General features: G+C 66.2%; 23 protein-coding genes. All 23 read left to right on the forward strand.

What is annotated here, in order from left to right; all coding sequences use genetic code 11:
* Window positions 1-37: 37 nt before the first annotated feature.
* Entirely contained in the window at window positions 38-2,152 is a 2,115-nt protein-coding gene (gene fusA / locus AB1285_RS02255; protein ID WP_025102411.1) for an elongation factor G, read from the forward strand.
* A gap of 164 nt (window positions 2,153-2,316) precedes the next feature.
* On the forward strand, window positions 2,317-3,510 hold the full coding sequence (gene tuf / locus AB1285_RS02260; RefSeq protein ID WP_025102410.1) for an elongation factor Tu: 1,194 nt from the start codon (window positions 2,317-2,319) through the stop codon (window positions 3,508-3,510).
* A gap of 148 nt (window positions 3,511-3,658) precedes the next feature.
* Window positions 3,659-3,871, forward strand: coding sequence for a hypothetical protein (locus AB1285_RS02265; protein ID WP_062632875.1), 213 nt, complete (start codon window positions 3,659-3,661; stop codon window positions 3,869-3,871).
* Between the two features lie 861 nt (window positions 3,872-4,732).
* Window positions 4,733-5,041, forward strand: coding sequence for a 30S ribosomal protein S10 (rpsJ, locus tag AB1285_RS02270; protein WP_017201594.1), 309 nt, complete (start codon window positions 4,733-4,735; stop codon window positions 5,039-5,041).
* 8 nt (window positions 5,042-5,049) lie between these two features.
* Window positions 5,050-5,709: a 50S ribosomal protein L3 gene (gene rplC, locus AB1285_RS02275; RefSeq protein WP_025102408.1), complete on the forward strand. Its 660-nt coding sequence runs from the start codon at window positions 5,050-5,052 to the stop codon at window positions 5,707-5,709.
* A gap of 2 nt (window positions 5,710-5,711) precedes the next feature.
* Window positions 5,712-6,374: a 50S ribosomal protein L4 gene (gene rplD / locus AB1285_RS02280; RefSeq protein WP_187662253.1), complete on the forward strand. Its 663-nt coding sequence runs from the start codon at window positions 5,712-5,714 to the stop codon at window positions 6,372-6,374.
* Entirely contained in the window at window positions 6,371-6,694 is a 324-nt protein-coding gene (rplW, locus tag AB1285_RS02285) for a 50S ribosomal protein L23 (protein WP_025102406.1), read from the forward strand. The genes rplD and rplW overlap by 4 nt, the downstream gene beginning before the upstream one ends.
* 21 nt (window positions 6,695-6,715) lie before the next feature.
* The gene (rplB, locus tag AB1285_RS02290; RefSeq protein WP_025102405.1) at window positions 6,716-7,555 is read left to right on the forward strand and encodes a 50S ribosomal protein L2; all 840 of its coding nucleotides are present in this window, start codon (window positions 6,716-6,718) and stop codon (window positions 7,553-7,555) included.
* Window positions 7,556-7,567: 12 nt separating this feature from the next.
* A complete protein-coding gene (gene rpsS / locus AB1285_RS02295; RefSeq protein ID WP_017201589.1) occupies window positions 7,568-7,849 on the forward strand; it encodes a 30S ribosomal protein S19 in 282 nt (93 codons plus the stop codon).
* A gap of 25 nt (window positions 7,850-7,874) precedes the next feature.
* Window positions 7,875-8,273, forward strand: coding sequence for a 50S ribosomal protein L22 (rplV, locus tag AB1285_RS02300; protein WP_060927232.1), 399 nt, complete (start codon window positions 7,875-7,877; stop codon window positions 8,271-8,273).
* A complete protein-coding gene (rpsC, locus tag AB1285_RS02305) occupies window positions 8,273-9,025 on the forward strand; it encodes a 30S ribosomal protein S3 (RefSeq protein ID WP_025102403.1) in 753 nt (250 codons plus the stop codon). Before rplV ends, rpsC begins: the two co-directional genes overlap by 1 nt.
* Complete coding sequence (gene rplP, locus AB1285_RS02310) at window positions 9,025-9,444, forward strand: 50S ribosomal protein L16 (RefSeq protein ID WP_187662252.1); 420 nt, start codon at window positions 9,025-9,027, stop codon at window positions 9,442-9,444. The genes rpsC and rplP overlap by 1 nt, the downstream gene beginning before the upstream one ends.
* A complete protein-coding gene (gene rpmC / locus AB1285_RS02315) occupies window positions 9,444-9,761 on the forward strand; it encodes a 50S ribosomal protein L29 (protein WP_025102401.1) in 318 nt (105 codons plus the stop codon). The genes rplP and rpmC overlap by 1 nt, the downstream gene beginning before the upstream one ends.
* Window positions 9,761-10,093 (forward strand): 30S ribosomal protein S17, encoded by a 333-nt coding sequence (rpsQ, locus tag AB1285_RS02320; RefSeq protein WP_021201120.1) that lies wholly within the window; start codon window positions 9,761-9,763, stop codon window positions 10,091-10,093. Before rpmC ends, rpsQ begins: the two co-directional genes overlap by 1 nt.
* Window positions 10,090-10,458 (forward strand): 50S ribosomal protein L14, encoded by a 369-nt coding sequence (gene rplN, locus AB1285_RS02325; protein WP_025102399.1) that lies wholly within the window; start codon window positions 10,090-10,092, stop codon window positions 10,456-10,458. The genes rpsQ and rplN overlap by 4 nt, the downstream gene beginning before the upstream one ends.
* A gap of 2 nt (window positions 10,459-10,460) precedes the next feature.
* On the forward strand, window positions 10,461-10,820 hold the full coding sequence (rplX, locus tag AB1285_RS02330) for a 50S ribosomal protein L24 (RefSeq protein WP_187662251.1): 360 nt from the start codon (window positions 10,461-10,463) through the stop codon (window positions 10,818-10,820).
* Window positions 10,820-11,410: a 50S ribosomal protein L5 gene (rplE, locus tag AB1285_RS02335; protein WP_187662250.1), complete on the forward strand. Its 591-nt coding sequence runs from the start codon at window positions 10,820-10,822 to the stop codon at window positions 11,408-11,410. Before rplX ends, rplE begins: the two co-directional genes overlap by 1 nt.
* Before the next feature lie 133 nt (window positions 11,411-11,543).
* The gene (gene rpsH, locus AB1285_RS02340; RefSeq protein WP_025102396.1) at window positions 11,544-11,942 is read left to right on the forward strand and encodes a 30S ribosomal protein S8; all 399 of its coding nucleotides are present in this window, start codon (window positions 11,544-11,546) and stop codon (window positions 11,940-11,942) included.
* 6 nt (window positions 11,943-11,948) lie between these two features.
* Window positions 11,949-12,485, forward strand: a complete 537-nt coding sequence (rplF, locus tag AB1285_RS02345; protein WP_187662249.1) for a 50S ribosomal protein L6 — start codon at window positions 11,949-11,951, stop codon at window positions 12,483-12,485.
* 2 nt (window positions 12,486-12,487) lie between these two features.
* Window positions 12,488-12,847 (forward strand): 50S ribosomal protein L18, encoded by a 360-nt coding sequence (gene rplR / locus AB1285_RS02350; protein ID WP_187662248.1) that lies wholly within the window; start codon window positions 12,488-12,490, stop codon window positions 12,845-12,847.
* Window positions 12,848-12,867: 20 nt separating this feature from the next.
* Window positions 12,868-13,542 (forward strand): 30S ribosomal protein S5, encoded by a 675-nt coding sequence (rpsE, locus tag AB1285_RS02355; RefSeq protein WP_269474805.1) that lies wholly within the window; start codon window positions 12,868-12,870, stop codon window positions 13,540-13,542.
* On the forward strand, window positions 13,542-13,727 hold the full coding sequence (gene rpmD, locus AB1285_RS02360; protein ID WP_017201575.1) for a 50S ribosomal protein L30: 186 nt from the start codon (window positions 13,542-13,544) through the stop codon (window positions 13,725-13,727). The genes rpsE and rpmD overlap by 1 nt, the downstream gene beginning before the upstream one ends.
* A complete protein-coding gene (rplO, locus tag AB1285_RS02365; RefSeq protein WP_259954467.1) occupies window positions 13,727-14,344 on the forward strand; it encodes a 50S ribosomal protein L15 in 618 nt (205 codons plus the stop codon). The genes rpmD and rplO overlap by 1 nt, the downstream gene beginning before the upstream one ends.
* The last annotated feature ends 62 nt before the right edge of the window (window positions 14,345-14,406 follow it).

Consider the following 14,406-nt stretch of genomic DNA (forward strand, 5'->3'; position numbering starts at 1 on the left):
CAGTACACCTGCTGCTCCAATAGATAAGGACACTCCTGTGGCACAAGACGTGCTCACGGACCTGAGCAAGGTCCGCAACATCGGCATCATGGCGCACATCGATGCCGGCAAGACCACGACGACCGAGCGCATCCTGTTCTACACGGGCGTCAACCACAAGCTCGGCGAGACGCACGACGGCGCGTCGACCACCGACTGGATGGAGCAGGAGAAGGAGCGCGGCATCACGATCACGTCTGCCGCCGTGACCTGCTTCTGGAACAAGAACCAGATCAACATCATCGACACCCCCGGTCACGTGGACTTCACGGTCGAGGTGGAGCGCTCGCTCCGCGTCCTCGACGGCGCGGTCGCCGTGTTCGACGGCAAGGAGGGCGTCGAGCCCCAGTCCGAGACCGTGTGGCGTCAGGCCGACAAGTACAACGTCCCCCGCATCTGCTTCGTCAACAAGATGGACAAGCTCGGCGCGGACTTCTACTTCACGGTCGACACGATCATCAACCGCCTCGGCGCGAAGCCGCTGGTGCTGCAGCTCCCGATCGGTGCCGAGAACGACTTCGTCGGCGTCATCGACCTCGTCGAGATGCGTGCTCTGGTCTGGCCCGGCGACGCCAAGGGTGACGTGACCATGGGCGCCTCCTACGAGGTGCAGGAGATCCCGGCCGACCTCAAGGACAAGGCCGAGGACTACCGCCAGCAGCTGCTGGAGACGGTCGCCGAGACCGACGAGGAGCTTCTCGAGAAGTTCTTCGGCGGCGAGGAGCTCACCGTCGCGGAGATCAAGGGCGCCATCCGCAAGATGGTCGTCGCCAGCGAGATCTACCCGGTCCTCTGCGGCTCCGCCTTCAAGAACCGCGGTGTGCAGCCGATGCTGGACGCCGTCGTCGACTACCTCCCGTCCCCGCTGGACGTGCCCGCCATCGAGGCGCACGACCCGAAGGACGAGGAGAAGATCATCGAGCGTCACCCCGACGCGAAGGACCCGTTCGCGGCCCTGGCCTTCAAGGTCGCCGTGCACCCGTTCTTCGGTCGTCTGACGTACGTGCGCGTCTACTCGGGCGAGCTCGAGTCGGGTGCCCAGGTCATCAACTCGACCAAGGGCAAGAAGGAGCGCATCGGGAAGATCTTCCAGATGCACGCCAACAAGGAGAACCCGGTCGACAAGCTGACCGCCGGCAACATCTACGCCGTCATCGGCCTGAAGGACACCACCACCGGTGACACCCTCGCCGACATCGCGCAGCCGGTCGTCCTCGAGTCGATGACGTTCCCGGAGCCGGTGATCGAGGTCGCCATCGAGCCGAAGACCAAGGCCGACCAGGAGAAGCTGGGTCTCGCGATCCAGAAGCTCGCTGAGGAGGACCCGACCTTCCGCACGGAGCTCAACCCCGAGACCGGTCAGACGACCATCAAGGGCATGGGCGAGCTGCACCTCGACATCCTCGTGGACCGCATGAAGCGCGAGTTCCGCGTCGAGGCGAACGTCGGCAAGCCGCAGGTCGCGTACCGCGAGACGATCCGCAAGGCCGTCGAGAAGCACGACTACACGCACAAGAAGCAGACCGGTGGATCGGGCCAGTTCGCCAAGATCCAGTTCAACATCGAGCCGCTCGAGCTCGACGGCGAGAAGACGTACGAGTTCGTGAACGCGGTCACCGGTGGCCGTATCCCGCGCGAGTACATCGGCTCGATCGACGCCGGTTTCCAGGACGCCATGAACGTCGGTGTCCTCGCGGGCTACCCGATGGTGGGCGTCAAGGCGACCATCGTCGACGGTGCGGCGCACGACGTCGACTCCTCGGAGATGGCGTTCAAGATCGCGGGCTCCATGGGCTTCAAGGAGGCCGCTCGCCGTGCCAACCCCGTGCTGCTCGAGCCGCTGATGGCCGTCGAGGTCCGTACTCCGGAGGAGTACATGGGCGACGTCATCGGCGACCTGAACTCGCGTCGTGGCCAGATCCAGTCGATGGAGGACGCCGCCGGCGTCAAGGTCGTGCGCGCCGCGGTGCCGCTGTCCGAGATGTTCGGCTACATCGGCGACCTGCGCTCGAAGACCTCGGGCCGTGCCGTCTACTCCATGGAGTTCGACAGCTACGCCGAGGTCCCGCGCGCGGTGGCCGACGAGATCGTCCAGAAGGCCAAGGGCGAGTAATTCTTCTGGGAGCCCTGGGTCGCTGAGCCTGTCGACGCACCCGGGGTTCCCAGGTCACCTACAACTTCACATTCCCTCTCTACTAAACTGAGAACCTAACCCGTAGAGAACCGGTCGCAAACCAGTGCCCGGCACCTCTACAACGACGTCCTGAGGAGGACCCAGTGGCTAAGGCCAAGTTCGAGCGGACCAAGCCGCACGTCAACATCGGAACGATCGGTCACGTCGACCACGGCAAGACCACGCTCTCCGCAGCGATCTCGAAGGTGCTTGCCGACAAGTACCCGTCCGACACGAACGTGCAGCGCGACTTCGCTTCCATCGACTCGGCGCCGGAAGAGCGCCAGCGCGGTATCACGATCAACATCTCGCACATCGAGTACGAGACCCCGAAGCGCCACTACGCACACGTTGACGCCCCCGGCCACGCCGACTACGTCAAGAACATGATCACGGGTGCGGCGCAGATGGACGGCGCGATCCTCGTCGTCGCGGCCACCGACGGCCCGATGGCGCAGACGCGCGAGCACGTTCTGCTCGCCAAGCAGGTCGGCGTCCCCTACCTGCTCGTCGCGCTGAACAAGTCCGACGCGGTCGACGACGAGGAGATCCTGGAGCTCGTCGAGCTCGAGGTCCGCGAGCTGCTCTCGAGCCAGGGCTTCGACGGCGACAACGCTCCCGTCGTCCGTGTCTCCGCTCTCAAGGCCCTCGAGGGCGACGAGAAGTGGGTCGACGCGATCCTCGAGCTCATGCAGGCTGTCGACGACAGCGTTCCGGACCCGGAGCGTGACCGCGACAAGCCGTTCCTCATGCCCGTCGAGGACGTCTTCACGATCACCGGTCGTGGCACCGTCGTCACGGGTCGCGCCGAGCGTGGCACCCTGGCCATCAACTCCGAGGTCGAGATCGTGGGTCTGCGCCCGACGCAGAAGACGACCGTCACCGGTATCGAGATGTTCCACAAGCAGCTCGACGAGGCATGGGCCGGCGAGAACTGTGGTCTGCTCCTCCGCGGCACCAAGCGCGAGGACGTGGAGCGCGGTCAGGTCATCGTGAAGCCGGGTTCGGTCACGCCGCACACCAACTTCGAGGGCACGGCCTACATCCTGTCCAAGGACGAGGGTGGCCGCCACAACCCCTTCTACACGAACTACCGTCCGCAGTTCTACTTCCGCACCACGGACGTCACCGGCGTCATCTCGCTGCCCGAGGGCACCGAGATGGTCATGCCCGGCGACACCACCGACATGACGGTCGAGCTGATCCAGCCGATCGCCATGGAGGAGGGCCTCGGCTTCGCCATCCGTGAGGGTGGTCGTACGGTCGGCGCCGGTACGGTGACGAAGATCATCAAGTAAGCATCCGCTTCCTCGCAGAGGGGTCGAGCCTTCGGGCTCGGCCCCTCTGTCGTTTTCCGCATCGAGGGTTCCGTCGCTCGGCTCTGCCCTGCACAATGAGGTGGTCCGGCGGGATCGCCGGACGCACACACCTTCGAAGGGGATTCACATGGGTATCGAGGACGCCGTCAACAAGGGCAAGGACCTGTACGAGCAGAACAAGGACAAGCTCGCCGAAGCGGTCAAGAGCGAGCAGGCCGAGGACATCAGCGACAAGGTCCTCGACGGCGTCGCCGACTTCGCGAAGAAGATCGCACCCGGCGCCGCCGACAAGATCGACGAGATCCGCGAGAGCGCTGACAAGAGCATCGGCAACGAGTAGAGCCGGACGTCTCCGCGAAGAGCGGCGGTCCCCGCACCCGGGACCGCCGCTCTTCCGCGTCGGGGATAAGCGCGGCGCCCTCGGACGTGGCGGATTCTCCGAGGGATCGAGTAGGATCGTCTCGACCGCCTGGGGATCTTGCGGTCGGGGCGCCGAAGGGGTTCGGCTCCCGAATCACGCGGGTCATCCGCGTTCACACTGGGGAAAGCGATCTTGGGGATCATCGTGCGACGCGCGCACTCCGTGCGCCTGAGCGTCTCCCCGCCTGCGCGGCGGGTCTTCCGCCGTGCCCTCGGTCGAGGCGTCCGGCGTCCCTTCACGCCGGATTCCTCGCGTTCGGTGTGCCCCCTCGCACCGGACGCCCTCCCCAAGCGGGGCGAGGCATGGGGATGCCTCGCCCCGCGCTCCTCTGCGCGCTGAGCTCCCGCGGCGACGAGGTTCGCTGGGAGTCCGGTGAGCGCGACACGCCCGGGTTTGCAGAAGTGAAATCCGCCGTGGCAGAATAGACAGGTTCGATATTCCGTCGCCGCTGTGCGTGCGCCGGATCACTGCCAGGGCAGTGCATAGACGGCGCCTCCTCCGGGAGGCTGCAGGGTTCTAGGCCGCGGGTAGCAGAACACAATCCCGACACCTTCATCATCGAGGGCACTGCCGTGCGCGGCGGGGGTCGGACATCCGTTCACCTTCGGGTGGGCGGCTGACAGCAGAACAGTGGTGCAGCCTCTTCGACAGGCTCCCGGGCCGCGAGGTCGAGGAGTCCGAGAAGACGAGTGCCGAGGCGCGAACAGCGCCGACGTGCGTCCAATGCCCCAGGGCCACCCGGTCCAGGACGGTAAGACGCTGAAAGAGAGAGAGCAGACAATGGCGGGACAGAAGATCCGCATTCGCCTGAAGTCGTATGACCACGAGGTCATCGACACGTCCGCACGCAAGATCGTCGACACCGTGACCCGTGCGGGCGCGACCGTCGTCGGCCCCGTGCCCCTTCCGACCGAGAAGAACGTCGTGTGCGTCATCCGGTCGCCCCACAAGTACAAGGACAGCCGCGAGCACTTCGAGATGCGCACCCACAAGCGTCTGATCGACATCGTCGACCCGACGCCCAAGGCCGTCGACTCGCTGATGCGTCTCGACCTGCCGGCTGACGTCAACATCGAGATCAAGCTCTGAGGTCCGCCATGGTTGACATCAACTCCAAGGTTTCCAAGGGCATGCTCGGCACCAAGCTCGGCATGACCCAGGTCTGGAACGAGAACGGCAAGCTCGTTCCCGTCACCGTCATCGAGCTCGCCCCGAACGTGGTCACCCAGATCCGTACCCCCGAGAAGGACGGCTACAACGCCGTGCAGATCGCGTACGGCCAGATCGACCCCCGCAAGGTGAACAAGCCCCTCTCGGCTCACTTCGAGGCTGCCGGCGTCACGCCGCGTCGCCACGTGACCGAGGTCCGCACGGCCGACGCCGCCGACTACACCCTGGGCCAGGAGCTCACGGTGGACGGCACGTTCGAGGCCGGCCAGCTCGTCGACGTCGTCGGCACGAGCAAGGGCAAGGGCACCGCCGGTGTCATGAAGCGCCACAACTTCAAGGGCGTCTCGGCATCGCACGGTGCACACCGCAACCACCGCAAGCCCGGCTCCATCGGCGCATCGTCGACCCCGAGCCGCGTCTTCAAGGGCATGCGCATGGCCGGCCGTATGGGTGGCGAGCGCGTGACCGTCCTCAACCTCACGGTGCACGCCATCGACATCGAGAAGGGACTCATGCTCGTCAAGGGCGCCGTCCCCGGTGCTCGCGGCCGCATCGTCTACGTCCGCAACGCAGTGAAGGGTGCCTGATCATGGCTGACTCCACTCTCGCGCTCGACGTCCTCAAGGCAGACGGCAAGAAGGCAGGCTCCGTCGAGCTTCCCGCCGCTCTGTTCGACGTCAAGACGAACATCCCGCTCATCCACCAGGTCGTCGTCGCGCAGCTCGCGGCGGCTCGCCAGGGCACGCACTCGACCAAGCGTCGTGGTGAGGTCTCCGGTGCCGGCCGCAAGCCCTTCAAGCAGAAGGGCACGGGTAACGCCCGTCAGGGCTCGATCCGCGCGCCGCACATGACCGGCGGTGGCATCGTGCACGGCCCGAAGCCGCGCGACTACTCGCAGCGCACCCCCAAGAAGATGATCGCGGCCGCCCTGCTGGGCGCGCTCAGCGACCGCTTCCGCGGCGACCGCCTGCACGCGATCGACACGTTCGGCACCGACGGCGCGCCGTCGACCAAGGCTGCTGCGGGCTTCCTCGCCCAGGTCGCCACGTCGAAGAACGTCCTCGTGGTCATCGAGCGCGGCGACGAGCTCGCGCTCAAGAGCCTGCGCAACCTCGGCAACGTGCACCTGCTGTCGTACGACCAGCTCAACGCCTACGACGTGCTCGTCTCCGACGACATCGTCTTCACCCAGGCCGCGCTCGAGGGCTTCATCGCCTCCAAGTCCGGCGCCAACCAGGAGGTCTCCGCATGAGCGAGCAGGCATCTGTTCTCCAGACGGCCCTGAACAAGGACCCGCGCGACATCATCCTGAAGCCGGTCGTGTCCGAGAAGAGCTACGGCCTGATCGACGAGGGCAAGTACACCTTCCTCGTCGACCCGCGCGCTTCGAAGACCGAGATCAAGCTCGCCATCGAGAAGATCTTCGGCGTCAAGGTCGCGTCCGTCAACACGATCAACCGCGTCGGCAAGGCCCGTCGCACCCGCTTCGGCACCGGTAAGCGCAAGGACACCAAGCGCGCCATCGTGAGCCTGAAGTCGGGCACCATCGACATCTTCACGGCAATCGGCTGATCCGGGGGATAAAGGACAATCATGGCTATTCGCAAGTACAAGCCCACGACCCCGGGCCGTCGCGGCTCGTCGGTGGCTGACTTCGCCGAGATCACCCGATCGACGCCGGAGAAGTCGCTGCTGCGCCCGATCTCGAAGACCGGTGGTCGCAACAACCAGGGCCGCATCACGACCCGTCACATCGGTGGTGGCCACAAGCGCCAGTACCGCGTCATCGACTTCCGTCGCAATGACAAGGACGGCGTGAACGCCAAGGTCGCTCACATCGAGTACGACCCCAACCGCACCGCGCGCATCGCGCTGCTGCACTACTTCGACGGCGAGAAGCGCTACATCCTCGCGCCGGCGAAGCTGAAGCAGGGCGACATCGTCGAGTCGGGCCCCGCGGCGGACATCAAGCCGGGAAACAACCTCCCGCTGAAGAACATCCCCACGGGTACCGTCATCCACGCCATCGAGCTCCGCCCCGGCGGCGGCGCGAAGATGGCGCGCTCGGCGGGTGCATCGGTCCGCCTCGTCGCCAAGGACGGCCCCTACGCCCAGCTGCGTCTGCCCTCCGGTGAGATCCGCAACGTCGATGCGCGCTGCCGCGCGACCATCGGCGAGGTCGGCAACGCCGAGCAGTCGAACATCAACTGGGGCAAGGCCGGCCGCATGCGCTGGAAGGGCGTCCGCCCGACCGTCCGCGGTGTCGCGATGAACCCGGTCGACCACCCGCACGGTGGTGGTGAGGGCAAGACGTCCGGTGGACGTCACCCCGTCTCCCCGTGGGGTCAGGCCGAGGGCCGCACCCGCCACGCCAACAAGGAAAGCGACAAGTACATCGTGCGTCGTCGCAACGCCGGCAAGAAGCGCAAGTAGGAGTAAGAGAAGATGCCTCGCAGTCTCAAGAAGGGCCCCTTCGTCGACGAGCACCTGCTTCGCAAGGTGGTCGTGCAGAACGAAGCCGGCACGAAGAACGTCATCAAGACCTGGTCCCGCCGGTCCATGATCATCCCGGCCATGCTGGGTCACACGATCGCGGTCCACGACGGTCGCAAGCACATCCCCGTGTTTGTCTCCGAGACCATGGTCGGTCACAAGCTGGGCGAGTTCGCGCCCACCCGCACCTTCCGCGGCCACGAGAAGGACGACAAGAAGGGCCGCCGCCGCTGACGCGGTGGCGATAGAGGAGAGAGAAATGGTGGAGTCCATCGCACGCGTGCGACACATCCGCGTGACCCCTCAGAAGGCTCGTCGTGTCGTCGCGCTCATCAAGGGCAAGCAGGCCCAGGAGGCTCTGGCGATCCTGAAGTTCGCTCAGCAGTCCGCCAGTGAGCCGATCTACAAGCTTGTCGCGTCGGCCATGGCCAACGCGCAGGTCAAGGCGGATCGTGACGGCGAGTACCTCGACGAGCAGGACCTGTACGTGGCTAACGCCTACGTCGACGAGGGCACGACGCTCAAGCGTTTCCAGCCCCGTGCACAGGGTCGCGCTTTCCAGATCAAGAAGCGCACGAGCCACATCACGGTCGTGCTCTCGACGCCGGAGGCGGCTCCTGCCGCGGCCGGCGACAGCAACAAGAAGGCGAGCAAGTAATGGGACAGAAGGTCAACCCGTACGGCTTCCGCCTCGGCATCACCACGGACCACGTGTCGCGCTGGTTCTCCGACTCGACGAAGCCGGGTCAGCGTTACGCCGACTACGTGGCCGAGGACATCAAGATCCGTCGCCTGCTGCAGACGCAGCTCGACCGTGCCGGCGTCTCGAACATCGAGATCGAGCGCACCCGTGACCGCGTCCGCGTCGACATCCACACCGCCCGTCCGGGCATCGTGATCGGTCGTCGTGGTGCAGAGGCCGAGCGCATCCGCGGCGACCTCGAGAAGCTCACGGGCAAGCAGATCCAGCTGAACATCCTCGAGGTCAAGAACCCCGAGGCCGACGCTCAGCTGGTCGCCCAGGGCATCGCCGAGCAGCTCTCGGCTCGTGTGGCGTTCCGCCGCGCGATGCGCAAGGGTCTGCAGGGCGCGCAGCGCGCCGGCGCCAAGGGCATCCGCATCCAGGTCTCGGGCCGTCTCGGCGGCGCGGAGATGAGCCGGTCGGAGTTCTACCGCGAGGGTCGTGTGCCGCTGCACACGCTGCGCGCGAACATCGACTACGGCTTCTACGAGGCCAAGACCACCTTCGGCCGCATCGGCGTGAAGGTGTGGATCTACAAGGGCGACCTCACCGCCAAGGAGCTCGCGCGCGAGCAGGCCAACGCGCCGAAGTCGCGCCGTGACGACCGTGGTGACCGCCGCCGTGCCCCGCGCAACGAGGCACCTGTTGCAGAAGGAGCGTCGGCATAATGCTCATCCCCCGTAAGGTCAAGTACCGCAAGCAGCACCACCCGGGGCGCTCGGGTCAGGCCACCGGCGGCACGAAGGTCTCCTTCGGCGAGTACGGTATCCAGGCCCTCACCCCCGCGTACGTGACGAACCGTCAGATCGAGTCCGCTCGTATCGCGATGACCCGTCACATCAAGCGTGGCGGCAAGGTGTGGATCAACATCTACCCGGACCGTCCGCTCACGAAGAAGCCGGCCGAGACCCGCATGGGTTCCGGTAAGGGTTCCCCCGAGTGGTGGGTCGCCAACGTCAAGCCGGGCCGCGTCCTCTTCGAGGTCGCGGGTGTCGACGAGCAGCTCGCTCGCGAGGCACTGACCCGTGCAATCCACAAGCTGCCGCTCAAGGCACGCATCATCAAGCGCGAGGAGGGCGACGCGTAATGGCGATCGGCACCAAGGAGCTCGCTCCGGCAGAGCTCGACACGTTCGAAGACCAGCGCCTCGTTGAGGAGCTGCGCAAGGCCAAGGAGGAGCTGTTCAACCTCCGTTTCCAGTCGGCCACCGGCCAGCTGGAGAGCCACGGCCGCATCCGCGCCGTCAAGCGCGACATCGCGCGCCTCTACACGGTGATCCGCGAGCGCGAGCTGGGCATCCGTGCGACGCCCGCTCCGGTCGAGGCTCCCGCGAAGAAGGCGACCAAGTCGAAGGCGAAGAAGGCGGACGCCGCCGAGGACGCCCCGAAGGAAGAGGCTGAGTGATGGCCACCAAGAAGGAAGCGACTGTGGAGACGCAGGCCGCAGGACACGAGTCGTCCGAGCACGACGTCCGCGACTCCGCTGCCCGCGGCTACCGCAAGGCCCGCCGTGGCTATGTCGTCAGCGACAAGATGGACAAGACGATCGTCGTCGAGGTCGAGGACCGCGTGAAGCACCCGCTTTACGGCAAGGTCATCCGCCGGACGTCGAAGGTCAAGGCGCACGATGAGGCGAACTCCGCCGGCATCGGCGACCTGGTCCTGATCAACGAGACCCGCCCGCTGAGCGCCACCAAGCGCTGGCGTCTGGTGGAGATTCTGGAGAAGGCCAAGTGATTCAGCAGGAGTCCCGCCTCAAGGTCGCCGACAACACCGGCGCCAAGGAGCTGCTCACGATCCGCGTCCTCGGTGGCTCGCGCCGCCGCTACGCCGGTCTGGGCGACACCATCGTCGCGACCGTCAAGGACGCGATCCCCGGTGGCAACGTCAAGAAGGGCGACGTCGTCAAGGCGGTCATCGTCCGCACCAAGAAGGAGACCCGTCGTCCCGACGGCTCCTACATCAAGTTCGACGAGAACGCCGCCGTCATCCTGAAGAACGACGGGGAGCCCCGCGGCACCCGTATCTTCGGGCCGGTCGGCCGTGAGCTTCGCGACAAGAAGTTCATGAAGATCGTCTCGCTGGCACCGGAGGTCATCTGATCATGGCGAAGATCAAGAAGGGCGACCTGGTTCAGGTCATCTCGGGCGCCAAGCCCGAGCGTGGTGGCGACCGCGGCAAGCAGGGCAAGGTCCTCGACGTCCTCGTCGGGCAGAACCGTGTCGTCGTCGAAGGCGTCAACTACGTCACCAAGCACACGCGCGTCGGTCAGACGCAGCGTGGCACCAAGACGGGTGGCCTCGAGACCGTCGAGGCGCCCATCCACATCTCGAACGTCGCACTCGTCGACCCCTCGACCAAGAAGCCGACCAAGGTCGGCCACCGGGTCGAGGAGCAGACCAAGGACGGCGTGAAGCGCACCGTCCGCGTGCGCTTCGCGAAGAAGAGCGGTAAGGACCTCTGATGGCAACGACCGACGCTGCGGTGGCTGGCAAGATCCAGCCCCGCCTGAAGGCGAAGTACAACGCCGAGATCAAGAAGGCTCTGCAGGACGAGTTCGGCTACGAGAACGTCATGCAGATCCCCGGCCTGGTCAAGGTCGTCGTGAACACCGGTGTCGGCGAGGCTGCTCGCGACAGCAAGGTGATCGATGGGGCGGTCGACGACCTCACCAAGATCACCGGCCAGAAGCCGATCGTCACCAAGGCCCGCAAGTCCATCGCGCAGTTCAAGCTGCGTGAGGGCCAGGCCATCGGCGCGCACGTCACCCTCCGTGGCGACCGTGCGTGGGAGTTCGTGGACCGCCTGGTGTCGCTCGCGCTGCCCCGCATCCGCGACTTCCGCGGTCTGTCGGGCAAGCAGTTCGACGGCAACGGCAACTACACCTTCGGTCTCCAGGAGCAGAGCGTGTTCCACGAGATCGATCAGGACAAGATCGACCGCGTCCGTGGTTTCGACATCACCGTCGTGACCTCGGCGAAGACGGACGACGAGGGACGCGCGCTGCTGCGTCACCTCGGCTTCCCGTTCCGCGCGGACGACGCCCAGGCGTGACCCTTCGACGGGCTCAGTGGTCTCCGTGTCACTGAGCCCGTCGATGTGCACGTACAATTGAAGATTGCGTGCTCATCGCAGGCCGTCTGTCGTGTAACGGCAGCCGGAACCTCATGATCGAAAGTAGACAACAATGACAATGACAGACCCGGTCGCAGACATGCTGACCCGTCTGCGCAACGCGAACTCGGCGCACCACGACACCGTGACGCTGCCGTCGAGCAAGCTCAAGACGCACATCGCAGAGATCCTCCAGCAGGAGGGCTACATCGCCGGTTGGGAGACCTCCGACGCTCGCGTGGGCAAGAACCTCACGCTGACGCTGAAGTACGGTCCGAACCGCGAGCGCTCGATCGCGGGCATCAAGCGCGTGTCGAAGCCCGGCCTGCGCGTGTACGCGAAGTCGACCGAGATCCCCACGGTCCTCGGCGGCCTCGGCGTGGCCATCCTGTCCACCTCCTCCGGTCTCCTCACGGACCGCCAGGCTGAGCAGAAGGGCGTGGGCGGAGAAGTTCTCGCCTACGTGTGGTAATCCGAAATGTCGCGTATTGGACGACTTCCCATCGACGTTCCCGCGGGCGTGACCGTTTCGGTCGACGGCCGTGAGGTCGCGGTGAAGGGCCCCAAGGGTGAGCTCACCCTCACGGTGGCCAGCCCCATCGAGGTGTCGGTCGAGGAGAACCAGGTTCTCGTCACCCGCCCCGACGACGAGCGCGAGTCCCGGTCTCTCCACGGCCTGACCCGCACGCTCATCAACAACAACATCATCGGCGTGACCCAGGGCTACACCAAGGGTCTCGAGGTCGTCGGCACCGGTTACCGCGTGCAGCAGAAGGGGAACTCGGTCGAGTTCGCCCTCGGCTTCTCGCACCCGGTCCTGATCGACCCGCCCGCCGGCATCACGCTCACGGTCGAGGGCACGAACAAGCTCACCGTCAGCGGGATCGACAAGCAGGCCGTCGGTGAGGCGGCTGCGAACATCCGCAAGATCCGCAAGCCCGAACCGTACAAGGGCAAGGGTGTGCGCTACGCCGGCGAGAACGTGCGTCGCAAGGCCGGAAAGAGTGGTAAGTAACCATGGCTCTCAAGTCAAAGTCTGACGCCCGCGCGCGTCGTCACGCCCGTCTTCGCAAGAAGATCGTGGGCACCGAGGTGCGTCCGCGCCTCGTCGTCAACCGTTCGGCGCGTCACGTCTTCGTGCAGCTCGTCGACGACAGCAAGGGCCACACGGTCGCCTCGGCCTCGACGCTCGAGACCGACCTGCGTTCGCTGGATGGCGACAAGACCGCCAAGGCTCGCAAGGTCGGCGAGCTCCTCGCCGAGCGCGCGAAGGCCGCAGGCGTTTCCGAGGCAGTGTTCGACCGTGGCGGCAACCGCTACGCGGGTCGTGTCGCCGCCATCGCCGACGGCGCCCGTGAAGGGGGTCTGGCACTGTGAGTGACAACAAGGAGAACGAAGTGACCGAAGCGGCTGCTGCCACTTCCGAGACGGCCGCCGGCACCACGCAGGCTGAGCCCTCTCGCGACCAGCGGGACGGCCGCCGCGGCGGACGTGACCGCAACCAGGGCGGCCGCGACCGCAACTCGCGCGACCGCGGCGACAACCAGTTCCTGGAGCGCGTCGTCACCATCAACCGCGTCTCGAAGGTCGTGAAGGGTGGTCGTCGCTTCAGCTTCACCGCTCTCGTGGTCGTCGGTGACGGCAACGGTCTGGTGGGCGTCGGCTACGGCAAGGCCCGTGAGGTCCCCCTGGCGATCTCGAAGGGTGTCGAAGAGGCCAAGCGCAACTTCTTCCGCGTCCCGCGCGTAGGCAGCACCATCCCGCACCCCGTGCAGGGTGAGTCGGCCGCCGGTGTGGTGCTCCTGCGCCCCGCCGCTGCCGGTACCGGTGTCATCGCCGGTGGTCCGGTCCGCGCCGTGCTCGAGTGCGCCGGCATCCACGACGTGCTGTCCAAGTCGCTCGGCTCGTCGAACACGATCAACATCGTGCACGCGACGGTCACCGCCCTGAAGGAGCTCGAGGAGCCCCGCGCCGTCGCCGCACGCCGTGGTCTCGAGTTCGACCAGGTCGCCCCGGCCCGGCTCGTCCGCGCCGAGGCCGAGGCCATCGCCGCACAGAAGGTAGGTGCCTGATGGCCGCGCGACTCAAGGTCACGCAGATCAAGTCCAAGGTGAGCGAGAAGCAGAACCAGCGCGACACGCTGCGCAGCCTCGGTCTCAAGCGGATCGGTGACACCACCGTCCGCCCCGACGACGCGCAGACGCGCGGCTACGTCAAGACCGTCGCCCACCTCGTCAAGGTTGAGGAGATCGACTAATGGCTGAGAAGAACGAGGCCGTCGAGGCCGAGAAGGCCACCAAGAAGGCGGCGGCTCCCAAGGCCGACGCTGCCAAGAAGCCCGCCGCGAAGAAGGCACCGGCCAAGACCAGTGCCGCCGACGCCAAGGCTGACGGCTCCGCGAAGGCTGCGCCGAAGAAGGACGCCCCGGCGTCCCGCCCCGGTGTGCTGAAGGTCCACCACCTGCGTCCCGTCCCCGGGTCCAACACCGCGAAGACCCGTGTCGGTCGCGGTGAGGGCTCGAAGGGCAAGACGGCCGGTCGCGGCACGAAGGGCACCAAGGCCCGCAACACCGTGCGCGTCGGCTTCGAGGGTGGCCAGATGCCGCTGCACATGCGCACGCCGAAGCTGCGTGGCTTCAAGAACCCGTTCCGCGTCGAGTACCAGGTCGTGAACCTGGAGAAGCTCGCGGAGCTCTACCCCCAGGGTGGCGACGTCACCGTCAGCGACCTGGTCGCCAAGGGTGCGGTTCGCAAGAACGAGAAGGTCAAGGTTCTCGGCAACGGCGACATCGCCGTGAAGCTCACCGTCGCGGTCGACAAGGTCTCGGGTTCTGCCGAGCAGAAGATCGTGGCTGCAGGCGGATCCGTCAAGTAACCACTGCGGAAGAGGGGTCGGAGATTCTCCGGCCCCTCTTCTGGTTCGGCGGGGGAGAAGCC

The sequence above is a fragment of the Microbacterium sp. NRRL B-14842 genome (genome assembly GCF_050470785.1).